General features: G+C 53.5%; 19 protein-coding genes and 1 other RNA gene. 13 read left to right on the top strand and 7 right to left on the bottom strand.

Translation table 11 applies throughout. The annotated features are described in order from the left end of the window. The first annotated feature begins 8 nt into the window (after positions 1-8). Entirely contained in the window at positions 9-1,241 is a 1,233-nt protein-coding gene (serA, locus tag OGX86_RS20520; RefSeq protein ID WP_003825480.1) for a phosphoglycerate dehydrogenase, read from the top strand. A gap of 119 nt (positions 1,242-1,360) precedes the next feature. On the opposite strand, the gene OGX86_RS20515 is transcribed toward serA, so the two are convergent. The 3 genes from OGX86_RS20515 to zapA form a co-directional block, all read right to left on the bottom strand. Continuing rightward, positions 1,361-1,957: a 5-formyltetrahydrofolate cyclo-ligase gene (locus OGX86_RS20515; RefSeq protein ID WP_286640578.1), complete on the bottom strand. Its 597-nt coding sequence runs from the start codon at positions 1,955-1,957 to the stop codon at positions 1,361-1,363. Positions 1,958-1,976: 19 nt separating this feature from the next. Beyond that, positions 1,977-2,160: non-coding RNA, 6S RNA (ssrS, locus tag OGX86_RS20510), on the bottom strand. A gap of 41 nt (positions 2,161-2,201) precedes the next feature. Further along, a complete protein-coding gene (zapA, locus tag OGX86_RS20505; RefSeq protein ID WP_003026980.1) occupies positions 2,202-2,531 on the bottom strand; it encodes a cell division protein ZapA in 330 nt (109 codons plus the stop codon). Between the two features lie 167 nt (positions 2,532-2,698). Here zapA and OGX86_RS20500 point away from each other — a divergent pair, with 167 nt between their 5' ends. From OGX86_RS20500 to OGX86_RS20465, 8 genes are all read left to right on the top strand, one after another. Further along, a complete protein-coding gene (locus OGX86_RS20500) occupies positions 2,699-3,277 on the top strand; it encodes a YecA/YgfB family protein (RefSeq protein WP_003026978.1) in 579 nt (192 codons plus the stop codon). A 24-nt stretch (positions 3,278-3,301) separates the two neighbouring features. Beyond that, on the top strand, positions 3,302-4,627 hold the full coding sequence (gene pepP, locus OGX86_RS20495) for a Xaa-Pro aminopeptidase (RefSeq protein ID WP_048215582.1): 1,326 nt from the start codon (positions 3,302-3,304) through the stop codon (positions 4,625-4,627). Beyond that, positions 4,624-5,802: a 2-octaprenyl-6-methoxyphenyl hydroxylase gene (ubiH, locus tag OGX86_RS20490; protein WP_048225476.1), complete on the top strand. Its 1,179-nt coding sequence runs from the start codon at positions 4,624-4,626 to the stop codon at positions 5,800-5,802. Before pepP ends, ubiH begins: the two co-directional genes overlap by 4 nt. Positions 5,803-5,917: 115 nt before the next feature. Continuing rightward, the gene (gene ubiI / locus OGX86_RS20485; protein ID WP_048215584.1) at positions 5,918-7,120 is read left to right on the top strand and encodes an FAD-dependent 2-octaprenylphenol hydroxylase; all 1,203 of its coding nucleotides are present in this window, start codon (positions 5,918-5,920) and stop codon (positions 7,118-7,120) included. Between the two features lie 452 nt (positions 7,121-7,572). After that, positions 7,573-8,667, top strand: coding sequence for a glycine cleavage system aminomethyltransferase GcvT (gcvT, locus tag OGX86_RS20480; RefSeq protein WP_048215585.1), 1,095 nt, complete (start codon positions 7,573-7,575; stop codon positions 8,665-8,667). 25 nt (positions 8,668-8,692) lie between these two features. Next, entirely contained in the window at positions 8,693-9,082 is a 390-nt protein-coding gene (gcvH, locus tag OGX86_RS20475) for a glycine cleavage system protein GcvH (protein ID WP_003026965.1), read from the top strand. Positions 9,083-9,209: 127 nt separating this feature from the next. After that, a complete protein-coding gene (gcvP, locus tag OGX86_RS20470; RefSeq protein WP_003825499.1) occupies positions 9,210-12,083 on the top strand; it encodes an aminomethyl-transferring glycine dehydrogenase in 2,874 nt (957 codons plus the stop codon). Between the two features lie 77 nt (positions 12,084-12,160). After that, positions 12,161-12,904: an SDR family oxidoreductase gene (locus OGX86_RS20465; protein ID WP_128317330.1), complete on the top strand. Its 744-nt coding sequence runs from the start codon at positions 12,161-12,163 to the stop codon at positions 12,902-12,904. A 93-nt stretch (positions 12,905-12,997) separates the two neighbouring features. On the opposite strand, the gene bglA is transcribed toward OGX86_RS20465, so the two are convergent. Both bglA and OGX86_RS20455 read right to left on the bottom strand, forming a co-directional pair. Next, positions 12,998-14,431, bottom strand: a complete 1,434-nt coding sequence (bglA, locus tag OGX86_RS20460; RefSeq protein ID WP_128317329.1) for a 6-phospho-beta-glucosidase BglA — start codon at positions 14,429-14,431, stop codon at positions 12,998-13,000. Positions 14,432-14,551: 120 nt separating this feature from the next. After that, complete coding sequence (locus OGX86_RS20455) at positions 14,552-15,280, bottom strand: MurR/RpiR family transcriptional regulator (protein WP_136392531.1); 729 nt, start codon at positions 15,278-15,280, stop codon at positions 14,552-14,554. 52 nt (positions 15,281-15,332) lie between these two features. Between OGX86_RS20455 and yqfB the strand changes: the two genes are divergently transcribed. Further along, on the top strand, positions 15,333-15,644 hold the full coding sequence (yqfB, locus tag OGX86_RS20450; protein WP_008785743.1) for a N(4)-acetylcytidine aminohydrolase: 312 nt from the start codon (positions 15,333-15,335) through the stop codon (positions 15,642-15,644). Positions 15,645-15,807: 163 nt separating this feature from the next. Further along, positions 15,808-16,470 carry a PAQR family membrane homeostasis protein TrhA gene (gene trhA, locus OGX86_RS20445; RefSeq protein ID WP_006686898.1) on the top strand — a complete coding sequence of 221 codons (663 nt, stop codon included), beginning with the start codon at positions 15,808-15,810 and terminating at the stop codon, positions 16,468-16,470. 131 nt (positions 16,471-16,601) lie between these two features. Here the strand turns inward: trhA and ygfZ are convergent, their stop codons facing one another. After that, positions 16,602-17,585 (bottom strand): tRNA-modifying protein YgfZ, encoded by a 984-nt coding sequence (ygfZ, locus tag OGX86_RS20440; RefSeq protein WP_008785741.1) that lies wholly within the window; start codon positions 17,583-17,585, stop codon positions 16,602-16,604. A gap of 257 nt (positions 17,586-17,842) precedes the next feature. Here ygfZ and sdhE point away from each other — a divergent pair, with 257 nt between their 5' ends. Next, complete coding sequence (sdhE, locus tag OGX86_RS20435; protein WP_003825514.1) at positions 17,843-18,109, top strand: FAD assembly factor SdhE; 267 nt, start codon at positions 17,843-17,845, stop codon at positions 18,107-18,109. Then, positions 18,090-18,497, top strand: coding sequence for a protein YgfX (locus OGX86_RS20430; RefSeq protein ID WP_286640575.1), 408 nt, complete (start codon positions 18,090-18,092; stop codon positions 18,495-18,497). Before sdhE ends, OGX86_RS20430 begins: the two co-directional genes overlap by 20 nt. Positions 18,498-18,598: 101 nt before the next feature. Here OGX86_RS20430 and fldB read toward each other — a convergent pair whose 3' ends face one another. Then, positions 18,599-19,120, bottom strand: a complete 522-nt coding sequence (gene fldB / locus OGX86_RS20425) for a flavodoxin FldB (protein WP_003026933.1) — start codon at positions 19,118-19,120, stop codon at positions 18,599-18,601. Positions 19,121-19,176 lie beyond the last annotated feature (56 nt).

The raw sequence follows: 19,176 nt of genomic DNA, 5'->3' as shown, positions 1-19,176 counted from the left end.
TCGGGGAAATGGCAAAGGTATCACTGGAGAAAGATAAGATTAAATTTCTGCTGGTTGAAGGCGTGCATCAAAAAGCGCTCGAAAGCCTTCGTGCAGCAGGTTATACCAACATCGAGTTTCATAAAGGCGCTCTGGACACTGAACAACTGAAAGAGTCCATCCGTGATGCCCACTTCATTGGCCTGCGATCCCGTACCCATCTGACTGAAGATGTGATTGACGCCGCAGAGAAACTGGTCGCGATTGGCTGCTTCTGTATCGGCACCAACCAGGTTGATCTCAGCGCTGCGGCAAAGCGCGGTATCCCCGTGTTTAACGCACCATTCTCTAACACACGTTCCGTTGCGGAACTGGTGATTGGCGAACTGCTGCTCCTGCTACGCGGCGTACCCGAAGCAAACGCCAAAGCACACCGCGGCGTGTGGAATAAACTGGCTACCGGCTCGTTTGAAGCGCGTGGCAAAAAACTGGGGATCATCGGCTATGGCCACATTGGTACTCAGCTAGGCATTCTGGCGGAATCGCTGGGGATGCACGTCTATTTCTATGATATTGAAAATAAACTCCCGCTCGGCAACGCCACGCAGGTGCAGCATCTTTCCGACCTGCTCAATATGAGCGACGTGGTCAGTTTGCACGTACCGGAAAATGCCTCCACCAAAAATCTGATGGGTGCGCGTGAGATTGCGTTGATGAAACCAGGCGCGCTGCTGATTAACGCCGCACGCGGCACAGTTGTTGATATTCCTGCGCTGTGCGACGCGTTAGCGACCAAGCACCTGGCAGGGGCAGCAATCGACGTATTCCCAACCGAGCCGGCAACCAACAGCGATCCTTTCACTTCGCCGCTGTGTGATTTCGACAACGTGATCCTGACGCCGCACATTGGTGGTTCAACGCTGGAAGCACAGGAAAACATCGGTCTGGAAGTGGCTGGGAAACTGACCAAGTATTCCGACAACGGCTCTACGCTGTCTGCAGTTAACTTCCCGGAAGTTTCGCTGCCGCTGCACGGCGGTCGTCGTCTGATGCACATTCACGAAAACCGTCCGGGCGTACTGACTGCGCTGAACCAGATTTTTGCCGAGCAGGGCGTCAACATTGCCGCGCAGTATCTGCAGACTTCCGCACAGGTAGGTTACGTGGTTATTGATATTGAAGCGGATGAAGATGTGGCAGAGAAAGCGCTGCTGGCGATGAAAGCCCTTCCGGGAACCATTCGCGCTCGTCTGCTGTACTGATTTCCTCTACATGGGCAGGCGGTTGACCTGCCCATCCTTCCTCTGATTTTCCGGCCTCAAAATCTCTTCCTGTCACGCATACATTCTGTTTTCGAGCCTTGCCGCAATTGGCAAAAAAGCTACCACTCCCAGATTTTGGACGGCGTCACCACCGCAGGCAGCGGGATATCCCATTCTTCGACAGGCAGCTTTTCCACTCGCTGACAATCGTGCGCGTAGCCTACGGGCTGGATCTTATGCTGCTGCCAGTTTTGAAGCGTCCGATCGTAAAATCCACCGCCCATACCCAGGCGTTGCCCGACCTCATCAAACGCCACTAACGGCGTAATCAGTACATCCAGCTGTGAGAGCGGCAATACGTCACGTACATCAAGCCGTGGTTCCTGGATCTTTAAGCGATTGGTTACCAGGTCGCTGTGCGGATGATAGTGCAGGAACAGCAGGTTGCCAGGGCTGAAGGGATGAAGAACCGGAAGATAGACGCGCTTGCCTGCCCGCCACAGCTGATCTATTAGCGGCTGGGTATCGAGTTCGCCATCGAACGAGAGGAATACCGCCACGGTATGAGCGAGTACAACAGGGGGATAACTGAGCATTCGGGTCGCGGCTTGCTGACCGTATTGTCGTTGCTGTTCGGAAGTAAGCGCGCGACGACGCTGCCGAATCAGTTGACGGATTTCTTGCCGAGATAAAAGGAGTTCAGAAAGTAATGTCATGGCTGTTGCCAGGTAGAAGGGAATCTCCGAGATGCCGCCGCAGGCTGTAACCCTTGAACCCTTGGTTCAAGGTGAATGCGTCGTCACAGTTTTAAGGCTTCTCGGACGGGCCGAGCATGCTCACCAACCGTGGAGCGCCACATTCTTGTGGTATGAAATATCGGCTCAGGGGACTGGCCCGCTTGCAAACATCTCAGAGAAATTTTGTCTTCACGGTCACTCTACCACAGTAAACCGAAAAGTGTTATTCAAAGTTTTGGCCCGTTTTTTCGGTTATGCGACCCTGATCAAGCAACGCCTGTTCGATGGTCTGTTGTAGCATCCGAATACGTTGTTCCATGCTCGCCGCGTACTCACGCGTCTTCGCTTTTTCCTGAGTTAATTCATAGCTGATGTTCAACGCGGCGATGAAAACCAACTGCTCAGTATTTGTGACTCTAGTGCGAACTTTCAGATCTTGCAATCGCTGATTGAGATCGTCCGCAGCCTGATTCAACGCATCCCTTTGTTCAGGCGGGCAATTCACTCGCAGTGAACGGCCAAATATTTGGATATCGACGGGTTGTGCAGACATGCCACCTTCCTGCTGATTGACTGCGCTGCCTTCGTCTCCAGACCGTGGGTCCGCGAAGGGGCGACACTATAGCTACCCTGGTATCAAGATACAAGCCCTTTTCTGGTCCACCAGGGTCCAAAGTGGTAGCATATCATGAATATTCCTCCCTTTGATGACGAATGCTTATGTCTATACAGAACGAAATGCCTGGTTACAACGAAGTTAGCCAGTTTTTGAACCAACAAGGGGCTGGATTAACCCCGGCCGAAATGCACGGCTTGATAAGCGGAATGATTTGCGGCGGAAACAACGACAGCTCATGGCAGCCGCTGCTGCACGACCTGACGAACGAAGGTCTGGCCTTTGGTCACGAGCTGGCTCAGGCGCTGCTGAAAATGCACTCAGCCACCAGCGATGCCCTCGAAGACGACGGCTTCCTTTTTCAGCTTTATCTGCCTGAAGGGGATGACGTCAGCGTGTTCGATCGCGCCGATGCGCTGGCGGGGTGGGTAAACCACTTTTTACTGGGCCTTGGCGTCACGCAGCCGAAGCTCGACAAAGTGACCGGCGAAACCGGGGAAGCGATTGACGACCTGCGCAATATCGCTCAATTAGGATATGACGAAGACGAAGATCAGGAAGAGCTGGAAATGTCGCTCGAAGAGATCATCGAATACGTGCGCGTAGCCGCCTTGCTGTGCCATGACACGTTTACGCGTCAGCAGCCGACCGCGCCGGAAGTCCGTAAACCGACTCTGCACTAAGAACGAAACGCAAAGGAGAGTGTGATGAGCGAGATATCTCAGCAAGAATTCCAGCGTCGTCGCCAGGCTTTACTGGCACAAATGCAGCCCGGCAGCGCCGCGCTGATTTTTGCCGCACCGGAAGCGACGCGTAGTGCGGACAGTGAATACCCTTACCGCCAAAGCAGTGATTTCTGGTACTTCACCGGTTTTAACGAACCTGAAGCCGTGCTGGTGCTGATTAAAAGTGATGACACTCATAACCACAGCGTTTTGTTCAATCGGGTTCGCGATCTGACGGCGGAGATCTGGTTTGGCCGCCGTCTGGGTCAGGATGCTGCCCCGGCAAAACTTGGCGTTGACCGGGCGCTGGCCTTCAGTGAAATCAACCAACAGCTGTATTTGCTGCTCAATGGTCTGGACGCGGTATACCACGCCCAGGGCGAGTATGCCTGGGCAGACGAGATTGTGTGCACGGCGCTGGATAAACTGCGCAAAGGCTCCAGACAAAATCTGCACGCGCCTGCCGCGATTATCGACTGGCGTCCGATGGTGCATGAAATGCGCCTGTTCAAATCACCGGAAGAAATTGCGGTCATGCGTCGTGCCGGAGAAATCACCGCACTGGCGCATACCCGCGCGATGGAAAAATGCCGTCCAGGAATGTTTGAATACCAGTTAGAAGGGGAGATTCACCATGAATTTACCCGTCATGGCGCGCGTTATCCGTCCTATAACACGATTGTCGGCAGCGGTGAAAACGGCTGTATTCTGCATTACACCGAAAATGAAAGTGAAATGCGCGATGGCGATCTGGTGCTGATTGACGCTGGCTGTGAATACAAAGGCTATGCGGGTGACATTACGCGAACCTTCCCGGTAAACGGTAAATTTACCCCAGCACAGCGTGAAATCTACGATATCGTACTGGAATCCTTAGAGACCAGCCTGCGTCTGTATCGTCCCGGAACGTCCATTCAGGAAGTCACTGGCGAAGTGGTGCGCATCATGATTACGGGCCTGGTGAAGCTTGGCATTCTGCACGGTGATGTCGATCAGTTGATTACCGAAAATGCGCACCGCCCATTCTTTATGCATGGTCTAAGTCACTGGCTTGGGCTGGATGTGCACGACGTCGGCGTTTATGGTCAGGACCGCTCACGTATTCTTGAGCCGGGAATGGTACTCACCGTCGAACCGGGACTGTATATCGCGCCGGATGCCGATGTACCGCCGGCCTATCGTGGTATCGGCATTCGTATTGAGGATGACATCCTCATCACCGAGGACGGCAATGAAAACCTGACCGCCAGCGTAGTGAAGAAAGCCGATGATATTGAAGCCTTAATGGCTGCGGCGCGACTGCAATGAGCGTGATTATCGTTGGTGGTGGTATGGTTGGCGCGACGCTGGCGCTGGCCATTTCTCAGCTCAGCCATGGGACTCTGCCGGTTCATCTGATAGAAGCGAGCGAACCTGAAACTGACCGCCATCCTGGGTTTGACGCCCGGGCGATCGCGCTGGCGGCAGGAACCTGCCAACAGCTGGCGAGAATTGGCGTATGGCAGGCGATTGCCGATTGCGCAACGGCCATTAAAACGGTTCACGTCAGCGATCGCGGCCATGCCGGATTTGTGACGCTGGATGCGCAGGAATACCGTATTCCGGCTCTGGGCCAGGTGGTAGAACTGCACGACGCCGGGCTGCGTCTGTTTGCGCTGCTGCGCAAAGCACCGGGTGTCACATTGCACTGCCCCGACCGCGTAGCCAGCGTGTCGCGCACGCAGGAGCGCGTTGAAGTGACGCTGGAGAATGGCGAGATGATTACCGGTCGCCTGCTGGTGGCTGCTGACGGCACGCGTTCCGCACTGGCGACTGCCTGCGGTGTTGACTGGCTGCAACAGCCTTATGAGCAACTGGCGGTGATTGCCAACGTCACGACCTCTGTACCGCACGATGGGCGAGCGTTTGAACGCTTCACGCAATATGGCCCGCTGGCAATGCTGCCAATGTCTGACGGTCGCTGCTCGCTGGTGTGGTGCCATCCGCTGGAGCAGCGTGATGAGATCATGGCCTTGTCCGACGAACAGTTTTGCCGTGAACTGCAAACCGCTTTTGGCTGGCGACTGGGACGTATTACCCAGGCTGGTAAACGCAGCGCTTATCCGCTTTCGTTAACTACGGCGCTGAAAGCGATTACCCATCGTACCGTGCTGGTAGGGAACGCCGCCCAGACGCTGCACCCCATTGCCGGGCAAGGCTTCAACCTTGGCCTGCGCGATGTAATGAGCCTTGCTGAGACGTTGACGCAGGCGCAAAACGGCGCGGAAGATGTGGGTGATTATGCGGTGCTGGCACGCTATCAGCAGCGCCGCGAGCGCGATCGCGAGACGACGATTGGTGTGACCAACAATTTAGTGTATTTGTTTGCCAATCACTGGGCCCCGCTGGTTGTTGGGCGCAATGTCGGGTTGATGGCGATGGAATTATTCACCCCTGCGCGCGATGCGCTGGCGGAGCGGACCCTGGGTTGGGTTGCACGATAAATATGACCTGTAGGCCGGATAAGGCAACGCCGACATCCGGCAAGGGTCCCCGCAAAAATGCCTGATGGCACTGCGCTTATCAGGCCTACGGATTACAGGTTTCGAGGTATAAACAGTGCAAAGTGTTGATGTAGCAATTGTTGGTGGCGGCATGGTGGGGCTGGCGGTTGCCTGCGGCCTGCAGGGCAGTGGGTTGCGCGTTGCTGTATTAGAACAACATGTTCCGCAGCCGTTGGCGGCGGATGCACCTCCTCAGCTTCGCGTTTCGGCCATTAATGCAGCCAGCGAAAAACTGCTTACCCGTCTTGGCGTCTGGTCCGACATTGTTGCTCGTCGCGCTTGCTGCTACCACGGCATGGAAGTCTGGGACAAAGACAGCTTTGGACGTATTGCGTTTGATGACCAGAGCATGGGCTACAGCCATTTGGGCCACATCGTTGAAAACTCAGAAATCCATTATGCACTGTGGCAAAAGGCACAGCGTTCAGCGGATATTACGCTGATGGCGCCAGCTGAAATACAGCAGGTGGCCTGGGGCGAGAACGAAGCATTTCTGAGCCTCAAAGATGGCGCAATGCTGACGGCGCGTCTGGTCGTCGGTGCCGATGGCGCTAATTCCTGGCTGCGCAATAAAGCGGACATTCCGCTCACCTTCTGGGACTACCGTCATCATGCGCTGGTGGCGACTATCCGTACGCAGGAAGCTCACGGTGCGGTTGCGCGTCAGGCGTTTCATGGCGAGGGGATCCTGGCATTCCTGCCACTCAGCGATCCACACCTGTGTTCTATTGTCTGGTCGCTCTCGCCGCAGGAAGCAGAACGTATGCAGCAGGCAAGCGTTGACGAGTTTAATCAGGCGCTGAATATCGCCTTTGATAATCGTCTGGGGCTGTGCAGCCTTGAAAGCGAACGTCAGGCGTTTCCGCTGACGGGACGTTATGCCCGCCAGTTCGCGGCCCATCGTCTGGCGCTGGTGGGGGATGCGGCGCATACCATCCACCCGCTGGCGGGTCAGGGGGTTAACCTTGGCTTTATGGATGCGGCGGAGCTGATCGATGAACTTAAGCGGCTACAACGTCAGGGTAAAGATATTGGGCAGTATCTCTATTTACGCCGCTACGAGCGCAGCCGTAAGCACAGTGCAGCGCTGATGCTGGCGGGGATGCAGGGTTTCCGTGAACTGTTTGCAGGCGAGAATCCGGCGAAAAAACTGCTACGCGATATTGGGCTGAAACTGGCCGATACCCTCCCGGGCGTAAAACCACAACTCATCCGTCAGGCGATGGGACTGAACGATCTTCCCGAGTGGTTACGTTAGTGTCCGTAAGGACAATCTTAAGAGTTTGAGACCCGTCACACTTTCCTCTCCCGGCCTTCGCGCCGGGGTGCTTCTCTCATTTGAAATAATCTAATTCCACGCCTTTTTTCGCATTAGTTTTTCTAATATTGCGTTTTTTTCATAACGCCATTTTTGACATTTTTTCCACATTTAATGTGGATTGGTGCTGTGATTTTACGCTTACCTTTGTTTGTTGTTCTGATTAATTGCTATATGTATGGAGTTTTATTCTGTTGGTGATCTGGCTGTTTTTCGCCATAAGCTAATGTGATGGTTAATTTTGACTTATGGTTTAGCGTCTGTTTCGGTGGTAAGTTCAGGACAAAGAGAACGTTTGCGTCGTAGCCCCTGGAGCGGCTGCGGTGCTGGGTTTCGTGGCGAAAATTTCACCGCGAAAGAGTTGGTAGCCCCGCTTATTCAACGAGGAAAAGATGGCTCAACAGACTCCTTTGTACGAACAACACACGCTATGTGGCGCGCGCATGGTCGATTTCCATGGCTGGATGATGCCACTGCATTACGGTTCTCAGCTCGATGAACACCATGCTGTTCGCACCGACGCCGGAATGTTTGATGTGTCGCATATGACCATCGTCGACCTGCGCGGTAGCCGCACCCGGGAGTTCTTGCGTTATCTGCTGGCAAACGACGTCGCGAAGCTAACGAAGACGGGTAAAGCCCTCTACTCCGGGATGCTCAACGCTTCGGGCGGCGTGATAGATGACCTGATTGTCTACTACTTCACTGAAGATTTCTTCCGCCTCGTTGTAAACTCCGCCACCCGCGAAAAAGACCTATCCTGGATTACCCAACACGCTGAACCTTACGCCATCGACATCACCGTTCGTGACGACCTGTCGCTGATTGCGGTGCAGGGGCCAAACGCGCAGGAAAAAGCAGCCACGTTGTTTACTGACGAACAGCGCCATGCGGTAGAAGGTATGAAGCCGTTCTTTGGCGTTCAGGCGGGTGATTTGTTTATCGCAACCACCGGTTATACCGGCGAAGCAGGCTATGAAATCGCCATGCCGAATGAAAAAGCGGCTGATTTCTGGCGTGCGCTGGTACAAGCAGGCGTCAAACCTTGTGGTCTCGGCGCGCGCGACACCCTGCGTCTGGAAGCGGGTATGAACCTGTATGGTCAGGAGATGGACGAAGGGATTTCTCCGCTGGAAGCCAATATGGGTTGGACCATTGCGTGGGAACCTGCCGACCGCGACTTTATTGGTCGTGAAGCACTGGAAATGCAGCGCGAAAAAGGCCACGAACAGCTGGTCGGGCTGGTGATGACTGAGAAGGGCGTGCTGCGTAATGAACTGCCGGTGCGTTTCACCGATGCTTCTGGCAACCAGCATGAAGGCATTATCACCAGTGGCACATTCTCCCCAACCCTGGGTTACAGCATCGCGTTGGCGCGCGTGCCTGCGGGTATCGGTGAGACTGCGATCGTACAGATCCGTAACCGTGAAATGCCGGTAAAAGTGACTAAACCTGTTTTTGTGCGTAACGGCAAAGCCGTCGCGTAATTCATCCTTTTTTGGAGATTGATTGATGAGCAACGTACCTGCAGAACTGAAATACAGCAAAGAACACGAATGGCTGCGCAAAGAAGCTGACGGCTCTTACACCGTTGGTATCACCGAACACGCTCAGGAGCTGTTAGGTGACATGGTTTTCGTTGACCTGCCAGAAGTTGGCGCCACCGTCAGCGCGGGCGATGATTGCGCCGTTGCGGAGTCCGTAAAAGCGGCATCCGATATCTATGCGCCAGTAGGCGGTGAGATTGTTGCGGTTAACGATGCGCTCAGCGACTCCCCGGAACTGGTCAACAGCGAACCGTATGCGGGCGGCTGGATTTTCAAAATCAAAGCCAGCGATGAAAGCGAAATTGAATCGCTGTTGGATGCCACTGCGTACGAGGCATTACTGGAAGACGAATAAGATTGTGCCGGATGGCACTGCGTTTATCCGGCCTACGGTTTTATGTAGGCCCGGTAAGCGTCAGCGCCACCGGGCAATTGAGTTAGAGACCATCACGATTCACTGCACGTTTCAGGAACCATCGCCCATGACACAGACGTTAAGCCAGCTTGAAAACAGCGGCGCTTTCATTGAACGCCACATCGGACCGGACGCCGCGCAGCAGCAAGAGATGCTGAATGCGGTTGGCGCCGAGTCGTTAAACGCGCTGATCGGCCAGATTGTGCCGAAAGACATTCAGCTCGCAACCCCGCCACAGGTGGGCGAGGCGGCGACCGAATACGCTGCGCTGGCTGAATTAAAAGCCATCGCCGGGCGTAACAAGCGCTTCACGTCCTACATTGGCATGGGCTACACCGCCGTGCAATTGCCACCGGTTATTCTGCGTAACATGCTGGAAAACCCAGGTTGGTACACCGCATATACGCCGTATCAGCCGGAAGTATCCCAGGGACGACTGGAAGCTCTGCTGAACTTCCAACAGGTCACGCTGGACCTGACGGGCCTGGATATGGCTTCTGCTTCTCTGCTGGATGAAGCCACTGCGGCTGCTGAAGCCATGGCGATGGCCAAACGTGTCAGCAAACTGAAAAATGCCAACCGTTTCTTTGTGGCGGCTGATGTTCACCCGCAAACGCTGGACGTGGTTCGCACCCGTGCAGAAACCTTTGGCTTTGACGTCATTGTTGATGACGCGGCGAAAGCACTAGATCACCAGGATGTGTTTGGCGTGCTGTTGCAGCAGGTTGGCACCACCGGTGAAGTGCACGACTACAGCAAACTGATTGCCGAGCTGAAATCCCGTAAAGTTGTGGTCAGTGTCGCTGCCGACTTTATGGCGCTGGTACTGCTGACTGCACCGGGCAAACAGGGCGCGGATATTGTTTTCGGCTCTGCGCAACGCTTCGGCGTACCGATGGGTTACGGCGGCCCACACGCGGCATTCTTCGCCGCTAAAGACGAATTCAAACGCTCCATGCCAGGCCGTATTATCGGCGTATCGAAAGATGCGGCGGGCAATACCGCACTGCGCATGGCGATGCAGACTCGCGAGCAGCATATCCGCCGTGAGAAAGCGAACTCCAACATTTGTACCTCGCAGGTTCTGCTGGCCAACATCGCCAGCCTGTATGCCGTTTATCATGGTCCGGTTGGCCTGAAACGTATCGCTAATCGCATCCACCGCCTGACTGATATTCTGGCGGCCGGTCTGCAACAGAAAGGGCTGAAGCTGCGCCATGCGCACTACTTCGACACTCTGTGTGTTGAAGTGGCTGACAAAGCGGCTGTTCTGGCGCGTGCCGAAGCGGCAGAAATCAACCTGCGTAGCGATATCCATAACGCGGTAGGTATTACGCTCGATGAAACCACCACCCGTGAAAACGTGGTGCAGTTGTTCAATGTTCTGCTGGGCGACAGCCACGGTTTGAATATCGATACGCTGGATAAAGATGTGGCGCTCGACAGCCGTTCCATTCAGGACAGCATGCTGCGTGACGATGCGATCCTCAGCCATCCGGTGTTTAATCGCTATCACAGCGAAACCGAAATGATGCGCTACATGCACTCGCTGGAGCGCAAAGATCTGGCGCTGAACCAGGCAATGATCCCGCTGGGTTCTTGCACCATGAAGCTGAACGCTGCCGCCGAGATGATCCCTATCACCTGGCCGGAATTCGCTGAACTTCACCCGTTCTGCCCGCCAGAGCAGGCAGAAGGTTATCACCAGATGATCGGCCAGCTTTCCGAGTGGCTGGTAAAACTGACCGGTTATGACGCCGTCTGCATGCAGCCGAACTCCGGCGCGCAGGGCGAGTATGCGGGTCTGCTGGCGATTCGTCACTATCACGAAAGCCGTAACGAAGGCCATCGCGATATCTGTCTGATCCCGGCTTCTGCCCACGGCACCAATCCGGCATCTGCACAGATGGCGGGGATGCAGGTTGTGGTTGTCGCGTGTGATAAGAACGGCAACATCGACCTGGACGATCTGCGAGCAAAAGCAGAACAACATGCTGCGAATCTCTCCTGCATCATGGTGACCTATCCGTCTACTCACGGCGTGTATGAAGAAACGATCCGTGAAGTGTGCGACGTTGTGCACCAGTTTGGCGGCCAGGTTTACCTTGATGGCGCGAACATGAACGCTCAGGTTGGGATCACCACGCCGGGCTTTATCGGCGCAGATGTCTCGCACCTCAACCTGCATAAAACATTCTGCATTCCGCACGGCGGCGGCGGCCCAGGTATGGGACCGATTGGCGTCAAATCACATCTGGCACCGTTTGTACCGGGTCACAGCGTAGTGCAGATTGAAGGAATGCTCACCCGTCAGGGCGCAGTTTCAGCGGCGCCGTTCGGTAGCGCATCCATTCTGCCAATCAGCTGGATGTACATCCGTATGATGGGTGCAGAAGGTCTGAAGCAGGCAAGCCAGGTGGCTATCCTTAACGCTAACTACATTGCCAGCCGTCTGAAAGATGCTTATCCGGTACTGTATACCGGTCGCGACGGTCGCGTGGCGCATGAATGTATTCTCGACATTCGCCCACTGAAAGAAGAGACCGGCATCAGCGAACTGGATATTGCCAAGCGTCTGATTGATTACGGTTTCCATGCGCCGACCATGTCATTCCCGGTCGCGGGTACCCTGATGGTTGAACCGACTGAATCTGAAAGCAAAGTGGAACTTGATCGCTTTATCAATGCGATGCTGGCAATCCGCGCTGAAATCGATCGCGTGAAAGCCGGTGAATGGTCACTGGAAGATAACCCGCTGGTTAACTCACCGCACACGCAAAACGAGCTGGTCGCGGAGTGGAATCACGGTTATAGCCGAGAAATCGCCGTCTTCCCGGCTGGTGTGGCGAACAAATACTGGCCGACCGTGAAACGCCTTGATGATGTTTACGGTGACCGTAACCTGTTCTGCTCCTGCGTGCCGATGAGCGAATATCAGTAACTTTTCCGTGCAGTAAAGCTTTTGTAGGCCGGGTAAGGCGAAGACGCCTCCCGGCTTTTTCATATCTGGAGGTATCCATGGGAATCGCATTGGTTACTGGCGGCAGTCGCGGCATCGGGCGGGCAACCGCGCTGCAGTTAGCGCAAGAGGGTTACACGGTTGCGGTTAACTTTCATCACAATATCCGTGCGGCAACGGAGGTGGTGAATACCATTGCCGCTACCGGGGGAAAGGCGTTTGCTCTACGGGCTGATATCAGCGATGAAAGCCAGGTTGTGGCAATGTTTGAATCCATTGACCGCGAAGGTGAACCGCTGACCGCGTTAGTGAATAATGCCGGGATTTTGTTTGAACAGAGCACGGTGGAAAGCTTAACCGCCGAAAGAATTAACCGCGTGCTGGCGACCAATGTTACCGGCTATTTTTTGTGTTGTCGGGAAGCGGTAAAGCGGATGTCGTTCAAACACGGAGGGCAAGGCGGGGCGATTGTGAATGTGTCTTCGGCGGCATCGCGGCTTGGTGCGCCATTCGAATATGTTGATTACGCGGCCTCAAAAGGCGCTGTGGACACGCTCACCACAGGCCTTGCGCTGGAGGTTGCGGCGCAAGGGATCCGCGTAAACAGCGTGCGACCTGGTCTTATCTACACTGAAATGCACGCTTCAGGCGGCGAGCCGGGAAGGGTCGATCGCGTGAAATCGATGTTGCCTATGCAGCGCGGCGGACAACCGGAGGAGGTCGCGCAGGCGATTACCTGGCTGCTGAGCGAGAAGGCGTCGTACGTAACGGGCAGTTTTCTGGAACTGGCTGGCGGGAAGTAGGGTTTAATCGCCGGTTGGCGCTACGCTTATCCGGCCTACGGGAATTTAATATGTAGGCTGGATAAGGCGTTTACGCCGCCATCCGGCAAAAAATCAAAGTTTCTCGCCGTTGCTGGCAATCACCGCTTTGTACCAGTTAAAACTTTTCTTGCGTGAACGCGACATATCGCCGGTGCCGTCGTCGTGTTTGTTCACGTAGATAAAGCCGTAACGTTTGCTGTACTGACCGGTGGTGAACGAGACACAGTCGATGCAGCCCCACGGAGTGTAGCCCATCAGGTCTACGCCATCATACGTTACCGCTTTCATCATCTCTTCAACGTGGGCGCGCAAATAGTCGATGCGATAGTCGTCGTTGATGCTGCCGTCTTCTTCCACTCTGTCGTAGGCACCAAATCCGTTTTCTACGATAAATAGCGGTTTCTGATAGCGCTCATACAGTTCGCATAAGGCGTAACGCAGACCGACCGGATCAATCTGCCAGCCCCAGTCGGACGCTTTTACGTGCGGGTTCGGTACGCTGCCCTCAAAACCAGAAATGGCATCGCCGCTGCCGCCTTCCGCTTTTACCGCGTTGGTCATGTAGTAACTGAATCCGAGATAGTCACAGGTGCCTTCACGCAGGATTTGCTCATCTCCGGCTTCCATTCGGATGTTGAATTCGCGGCGTTCCCACTCGTTCAGTACATATGATGGATAGTAGCCGCGCAGTTGAACGTCGGTGAAAACGTAGCGCTCACGCATCGATTCCTGCGCGAACATCACATCTTCAGGCTTACAGGAGAACGGGTACAGCGGCACCATCGCCAGCATGCAGCCGACTTTCATTTCCGGGTTGATGCGACGTGCGGCTTTCACTGCCAGAGCGCTGGCCACGAACTGGTGATGCAGCACCTGGTACATGGTTTCTTCCGGGTTTTCATGCTCGGTATACACCACGCCGGAGCAGCAATAACCAAACAGCGGTGCGCGCCAGTTGCGCTGGTTGTTGATCTCGTTAAAGGTCATCCAGTATTTGACCTTGTGCTTGTAGCGCTCAAAAACGACTTCAGCAAATCGGACAAAGAAATCGACGACTTTACGATTGGTCCAGCTACCGTATTGTTGAACCAGGTGCAGCGGCATTTCAAAGTGGGAAAGGGTGATGACCGGTTCGATGTTGTACTTCAGCATTTCATCGAACATGTCGTCGTAGAACTTTAGCCCTTCTTCATTCGGCTGGCTTTCGTCCCCTTTGGGGAAGATACGGGTCCAGGCGATTGAGGTACGGAAGCATTTGAAGCCCATCTCGGCAAACAGCTTGATGTCTTCTTTGTAATGACCGTAAAAATCGACGGCTTCGTGGTTGGGGTAGTACTTACCGGGCTCAACTTCCTGAGTGATTTCTCGCGGAACGCCGTGTGCCCCTCCGGTCAGTACATCGCAAATGCTGGGGCCTTTGCCACCTTTGTTCCAGCCGCCTTCAACCTGGTGCGCCGCAACCGCGCCACCCCATAAAAAATCTTTTGGTAAGGTAAGTTTTTTCATCTGCGCTCAGTCTCAAATTAATACCATCTGATTTTGAGTCTAACAAAGGAAAGATAAATGTCACGATATAACAAAATAGCGCTAATGTGATTTGTTACATCCAAAAAACAGATTGTTTTTTTACGTTATTCTTTTCGCCAACTTGCGGCCGAGTGATTCCAGAATATAAATAACAGGGATCTGCGTAGTTATATCGTATACACCGGCAATGCGCGTCTGTGGAACGTGCCAGGAGAGATTAAAGTCAGCCAATTTGGCCAGCCGCGAATGTTCATGACTGGTGACAGACAGGACCTTACAGTTATGCAGGCTGAACTGGCTGGCAAAACGCAGGATCTCTTCTGTTTCACCGGAAACGGAAAGCACGATCGCCAGCGCGTTTCTGGCCATGTCATTCGTTACCGGGAAATAAGGGTCATCAATGTGATTACTGAATTTTCCAACGTTTGAGAAAAAACGTGCGCCATATTTGGCTAAGGCTCCGGATGTTCCCGCCCCAACGAATATAATACGCTCGGAAGATAATATAATATCAACAGCCTGATCGAGCAGATTATCGAACTCATCGTTATTAACGCCTTTAAAGAAGCTGATAATTTCGCTAGCACCGAAATTAGCCTGTTGCGGTTCATTCTGCTCTAAATATAATTTGAAGCGCACGCGAAATTCTGAGTAACCTTCACACTTAAGCTTGCGGCAAAAGCGCAGTACGGTGGTAGTGGAAACATCCACGGCATCGGCCAGTTCGCGAATGGTCATGTACATGACTTTGTCACGGTTTTTGATGACATAGTTGTAGACCAGCATCTCAAGATTGTTGAGACTGGCGATGGCAGCGTGGGAGAACATACTCACAATGGCAAAACTCACTCATCAGACTTCATCTACAGGGAATAATAACATGCAGCCAAATGACATCACTTTTTTTCAGCGTTTCCAGGATGACATTCTGGCCGGACGCAAGACCATCACTATTCGTGACGAGTCTGAATCACACTTCAAAGCCGGGGACATTTTACGGGTTGGGCGCTTCGAAGATGACGGTTACTTCTGCACGATTGAGGTTGTTGGCACCTCAACCGTCACGCTGGATACGCTGACGGATAAACATGCCCAGCAGGAAAACATGACGCTTGAAGAACTTAAACGTGTCATTGCCGAGATTTACCCGGATCAGACGCAATTTTATGTGATTGATTTTAAATGCCTTTGATTTTAATGGTACGCATGTTAGCTGAAATTTAAAAACTAAAACCATGATTTTTAATGGTAAATATTTATCTGGTAATTATTTTAGCTAACAGGTGTTCACTGGAACCATTCTCAGTTACGCTAGAGGAGCAATCACGATAGGGTTCGTTTCTCGGGAGTAAGTTATGGTTCAGAAGCCATTAATCGCGCAGGGATATTCGCTGGCAGAGGAAATAGCCAACAGCATCAGTCACGGTATCGGGCTGGTGTTTGGGATTGTCGGACTGGTGTTGTTGCTGGTTCAGGCAGTGGATACCAATGCCAGCGCTATGGCGATTACCAGCTATAGCCTGTACGGCGGCAGCATGATCCTGCTGTTCCTCGCCTCAACCTTGTATCACGCGATCCCCCATCAGAGAGCGAAAGTCTGGCTGAAAAAATTCGACCACTGTGCGATTTATCTGCTGATTGCCGGGACCTATACGCCATTTCTGCTGGTGGGGCTTGATTCGCCGCTGGCTCGTGGGTTGATGATTGTTATCTGGAGCCTGGCGCTGCTCGGTATTTTATTCAAACTGACCATCGCACACCGGTTTAAAATTCTGTCGCTGGTGACTTACCTGACAATGGGCTGGCTTTCGCTGATTGTGGTGTATCAACTGGCGGTGAAGTTGGCGGCGGGAGGCGTGACGTTGCTGGCTGTTGGCGGTGTGGTGTATTCGCTGGGCGTAATTTTCTACGTCTGTAAGCGTATTCCTTATAACCATGCGATCTGGCACGGTTTTGTGCTGGGCGGCAGCGTTTGCCACTTCCTGGCGATCTATCTGTACGTGGGGCAACACGCATAGATTCAGTGCAACCCCGGGGGCGGCGTAAACGCCTCGCCCGGGCTGTATTTTGTTGGCCGGACGAGGCAATGCCGCAATCCGGCGGCCTGTGCCGAATTGCCTAATGGCGCTGCGCTTATCAGGCCGACCAATTACTCTTCGTCTAACGAATATGGCAGCGGTACGATACGCAGCGTTTTTGCGTCGTCACGAACGCGGAACACGCTGTCGGCCTCCATGTCGTTATTCATCACAACCTGCACCAGTACCTGACCATCGGCCAGTTGTACTGCGGCAAGTACGGTACCAGTACGACGCCAGTTCTCGCCCATTTTTAATTCAAGGTCTTCGCCAGCTTCCGGTACTCGACCGGCGGCACCCGCCAAAGTCCACATGGCGCGTTTGTTGGCTCCGCGGAATTTTGCACGAGCCACCATTTCCTGACCGGTGTAGCAGCCTTTTTTAAAGCTGATCCCGCCCAGAGCCTGCAGATTGGTAGCCTGTGGAATAAACTGTGCACTGTTGGCTGTATCAATAACGGGGATACCCGCTTCGATATCCAGCGCCAGCCACTGCTGGCTGTTATTTAACTCAGCTTCGCCACGCAGCTTTTCAACCAAGGTTTCTGCTGTGGTGGCATCAACGATCAGCAGAAAACGTTCGGCAGGGTGTTCGAACCACAATACCGTGGAGGCACCTTCGGTAATGACTTGCTTATCACTGTTCGGTAATTCGCTAAAGAGATTGGCCAGCGCTGCACGTGCCTGGAATCCCGCTACGCCCAGCAAGACGCGCTCGTCGTCTGGGGCGATCGCCACCTTCGAGAAGACCGCGTATTTTTTCAGCTCAGTGAGCTGCGCATCACGCAGGCTACGGCGCTCAAGCCATGCAAAACCGTCACCCTGGCGGAACAGACGCAGGTTGCTCCACATTTTACCTTTGGCGTCACAATGTGCAGCCAACAGGTGCTGATGCTCGGTCATCTGGCTGACATCCGCCGTGACCTGACCCTGAATATACTTCTCACTGTCGACACCTGTGATGGTGGCGAGCGCCCAGTCATCGAGCGTCATTAGCGTCAGAGGTAAACGCGTTGACGCAAAAGGCTGGCGAGGAGGAAAAGATGTAAAAGCCATAATAATGTCCTGATTTGCTTAACGCAGTGATGATGACTAATGGTAAAAGAGCTATGGCCCATTGCAAGCGGTTTAAACAGGCTATTTGTGCCATATATTGTGCTTTGCGAGGAGACATCCAAAATTGGTGAATCCTTTGGCTTAATAAGGTTTTATTTAGCGAGCGAGCTTCAGTTTACTGATATTCCCGTAAAAAGAGCGGGAAAAACACGTTACAATAGCGGGATACTTCGTTTTCGCGAGACAGGGAGAAGAACATGGATATTAACAACAAAGCACGTATTCATTGGGCATGCCGCCGCGGTATGCGCGAGCTGGACATCTCGATCATGCCGTTTTTTGAACATGAATATGACAGCTTAAGTGACGAAGAAAAACGTATCTTCATCCGTCTGCTAGAATGTGATGATCCAGATTTATTTAACTGGTTGATGAATCATGGGAAACCAGCTGATGAGCAGCTGGAACAGATGGTGCGACTTATCCAGACACGGAATCGGGAACGTGGTCCAGTGGCAATCTGATTTACGCGTATCATGGCGCGCGCAGTGGCTTTCACTGCTAATTCATGGGCTGGTCGCGGTGTTTATTTTATTGATGCCCTGGCCATTGAGCTACACCCCATTATGGCTGGTTTTGCTCTCTCTGGTGGTGTTCGATAGCGTTCGCAGTCAGCGTCGAATCAACGCCTGTCAGGGTGAGATTCGGCTATTGATGGATGGCCGTCTGCGCTGGCAAGGGCAAGAGTGGTCTATCGTTAGCGCCCCCTGGATGGTTAAAACAGGTATGATGCTACGCTTGCTATCTGATGCCGGAAAACGTCAACATTTGTGGCTGGCAGCAGACAGTATGGATGATGCAGAGTGGCGGGATTTACGGCGGTTGATGCTGCAAAAAGCGAAGCAAGGGTAACGCATGACACATGCCTGATGGCGCGCAGCTTGAAGGCCAACAGTTAGGCGCGTCATGCAGGCCGGATAAGGCATTTACGCCGTCATCCGGCAAATCGGTTATCAGGACCAGTGCTCGGCCATTTCCCCAAGAATTTGCTCGCACCAGGCCTGAATGCGTTCATCGCTGAGATCGTACTGGTTCGTCTCATCCAGCGCCAGGCCAACAAACAGCTGTCCATCAGCAATGACGGGTTTATCGCTGGTGAATTCGTAGCCTTCTGTGGGCCAGTAGCCGACAAACTTTACACCTTTGGTGATCAGTTTATCGTGCAGCATACCCAACGCATCCAGGAACCATTCGCCGTATCCCAACTGATCGCCCATACCGTAAAGCGCGACAATCTTGCCCTCCAGGTTGAGGTCGTCCAGTTGCTCCCAGACCGCTTCCCAGTCCTCCTGAATTTCACCGAAATCCCAGGTTGGGATGCCCAAAATGAGCACGTCATATTGCTCCATTAGGGTCGGAGAATCGTCTTTGAGGTTGTGCAGTGTCACCAGTTCGGGACCCAGGATATCGCGGATTTTTTCTGCTGCCATTTCGGTGTAGCAGGTGCTGGAACCGTAAAAAAGACCCATGTTCATGACGTAAACATCTCAATTCTGCTGTAGCGTTGCGGGTAGTGTAACAGAATCGCCGC

The organism is Citrobacter sp. Cpo040 (assembly GCF_030332915.1).
GTDB lineage: Bacteria > Pseudomonadota > Gammaproteobacteria > Enterobacterales > Enterobacteriaceae > Citrobacter > Citrobacter portucalensis.
Note: the sequence above shows the minus strand (reverse complement) of the source record. Positions and strands in the feature narration are given on the sequence as shown.

Coding starts and splice junctions, on each gene's coding strand:
- gcvP (WP_003825499.1), top strand. CDS start 9,210: ATGACACAGACGTTAAGCCAGCTTGAAAACAGCGGCGCTTTCATTGAA.
- trhA (WP_006686898.1), top strand. CDS start 15,808: ATGGTTCAGAAGCCATTAATCGCGCAGGGATATTCGCTGGCAGAGGAA.
- zapA (WP_003026980.1), bottom strand. CDS start 2,531: ATGTCTGCACAACCCGTCGATATCCAAATATTTGGCCGTTCACTGCGA.
- pepP (WP_048215582.1), top strand. CDS start 3,302: ATGAGCGAGATATCTCAGCAAGAATTCCAGCGTCGTCGCCAGGCTTTA.
- bglA (WP_128317329.1), bottom strand. CDS start 14,431: ATGAAAAAACTTACCTTACCAAAAGATTTTTTATGGGGTGGCGCGGTT.
- OGX86_RS20500 (WP_003026978.1), top strand. CDS start 2,699: ATGTCTATACAGAACGAAATGCCTGGTTACAACGAAGTTAGCCAGTTT.
- sdhE (WP_003825514.1), top strand. CDS start 17,843: ATGGATATTAACAACAAAGCACGTATTCATTGGGCATGCCGCCGCGGT.
- OGX86_RS20515 (WP_286640578.1), bottom strand. CDS start 1,957: ATGACATTACTTTCTGAACTCCTTTTATCTCGGCAAGAAATCCGTCAA.
- OGX86_RS20455 (WP_136392531.1), bottom strand. CDS start 15,280: ATGTTCTCCCACGCTGCCATCGCCAGTCTCAACAATCTTGAGATGCTG.
- fldB (WP_003026933.1), bottom strand. CDS start 19,120: ATGAACATGGGTCTTTTTTACGGTTCCAGCACCTGCTACACCGAAATG.
- serA (WP_003825480.1), top strand. CDS start 9: ATGGCAAAGGTATCACTGGAGAAAGATAAGATTAAATTTCTGCTGGTT.
- ygfZ (WP_008785741.1), bottom strand. CDS start 17,585: ATGGCTTTTACATCTTTTCCTCCTCGCCAGCCTTTTGCGTCAACGCGT.
- gcvH (WP_003026965.1), top strand. CDS start 8,693: ATGAGCAACGTACCTGCAGAACTGAAATACAGCAAAGAACACGAATGG.
- yqfB (WP_008785743.1), top strand. CDS start 15,333: ATGCAGCCAAATGACATCACTTTTTTTCAGCGTTTCCAGGATGACATT.
- ubiH (WP_048225476.1), top strand. CDS start 4,624: ATGAGCGTGATTATCGTTGGTGGTGGTATGGTTGGCGCGACGCTGGCG.
- OGX86_RS20465 (WP_128317330.1), top strand. CDS start 12,161: ATGGGAATCGCATTGGTTACTGGCGGCAGTCGCGGCATCGGGCGGGCA.
- gcvT (WP_048215585.1), top strand. CDS start 7,573: ATGGCTCAACAGACTCCTTTGTACGAACAACACACGCTATGTGGCGCG.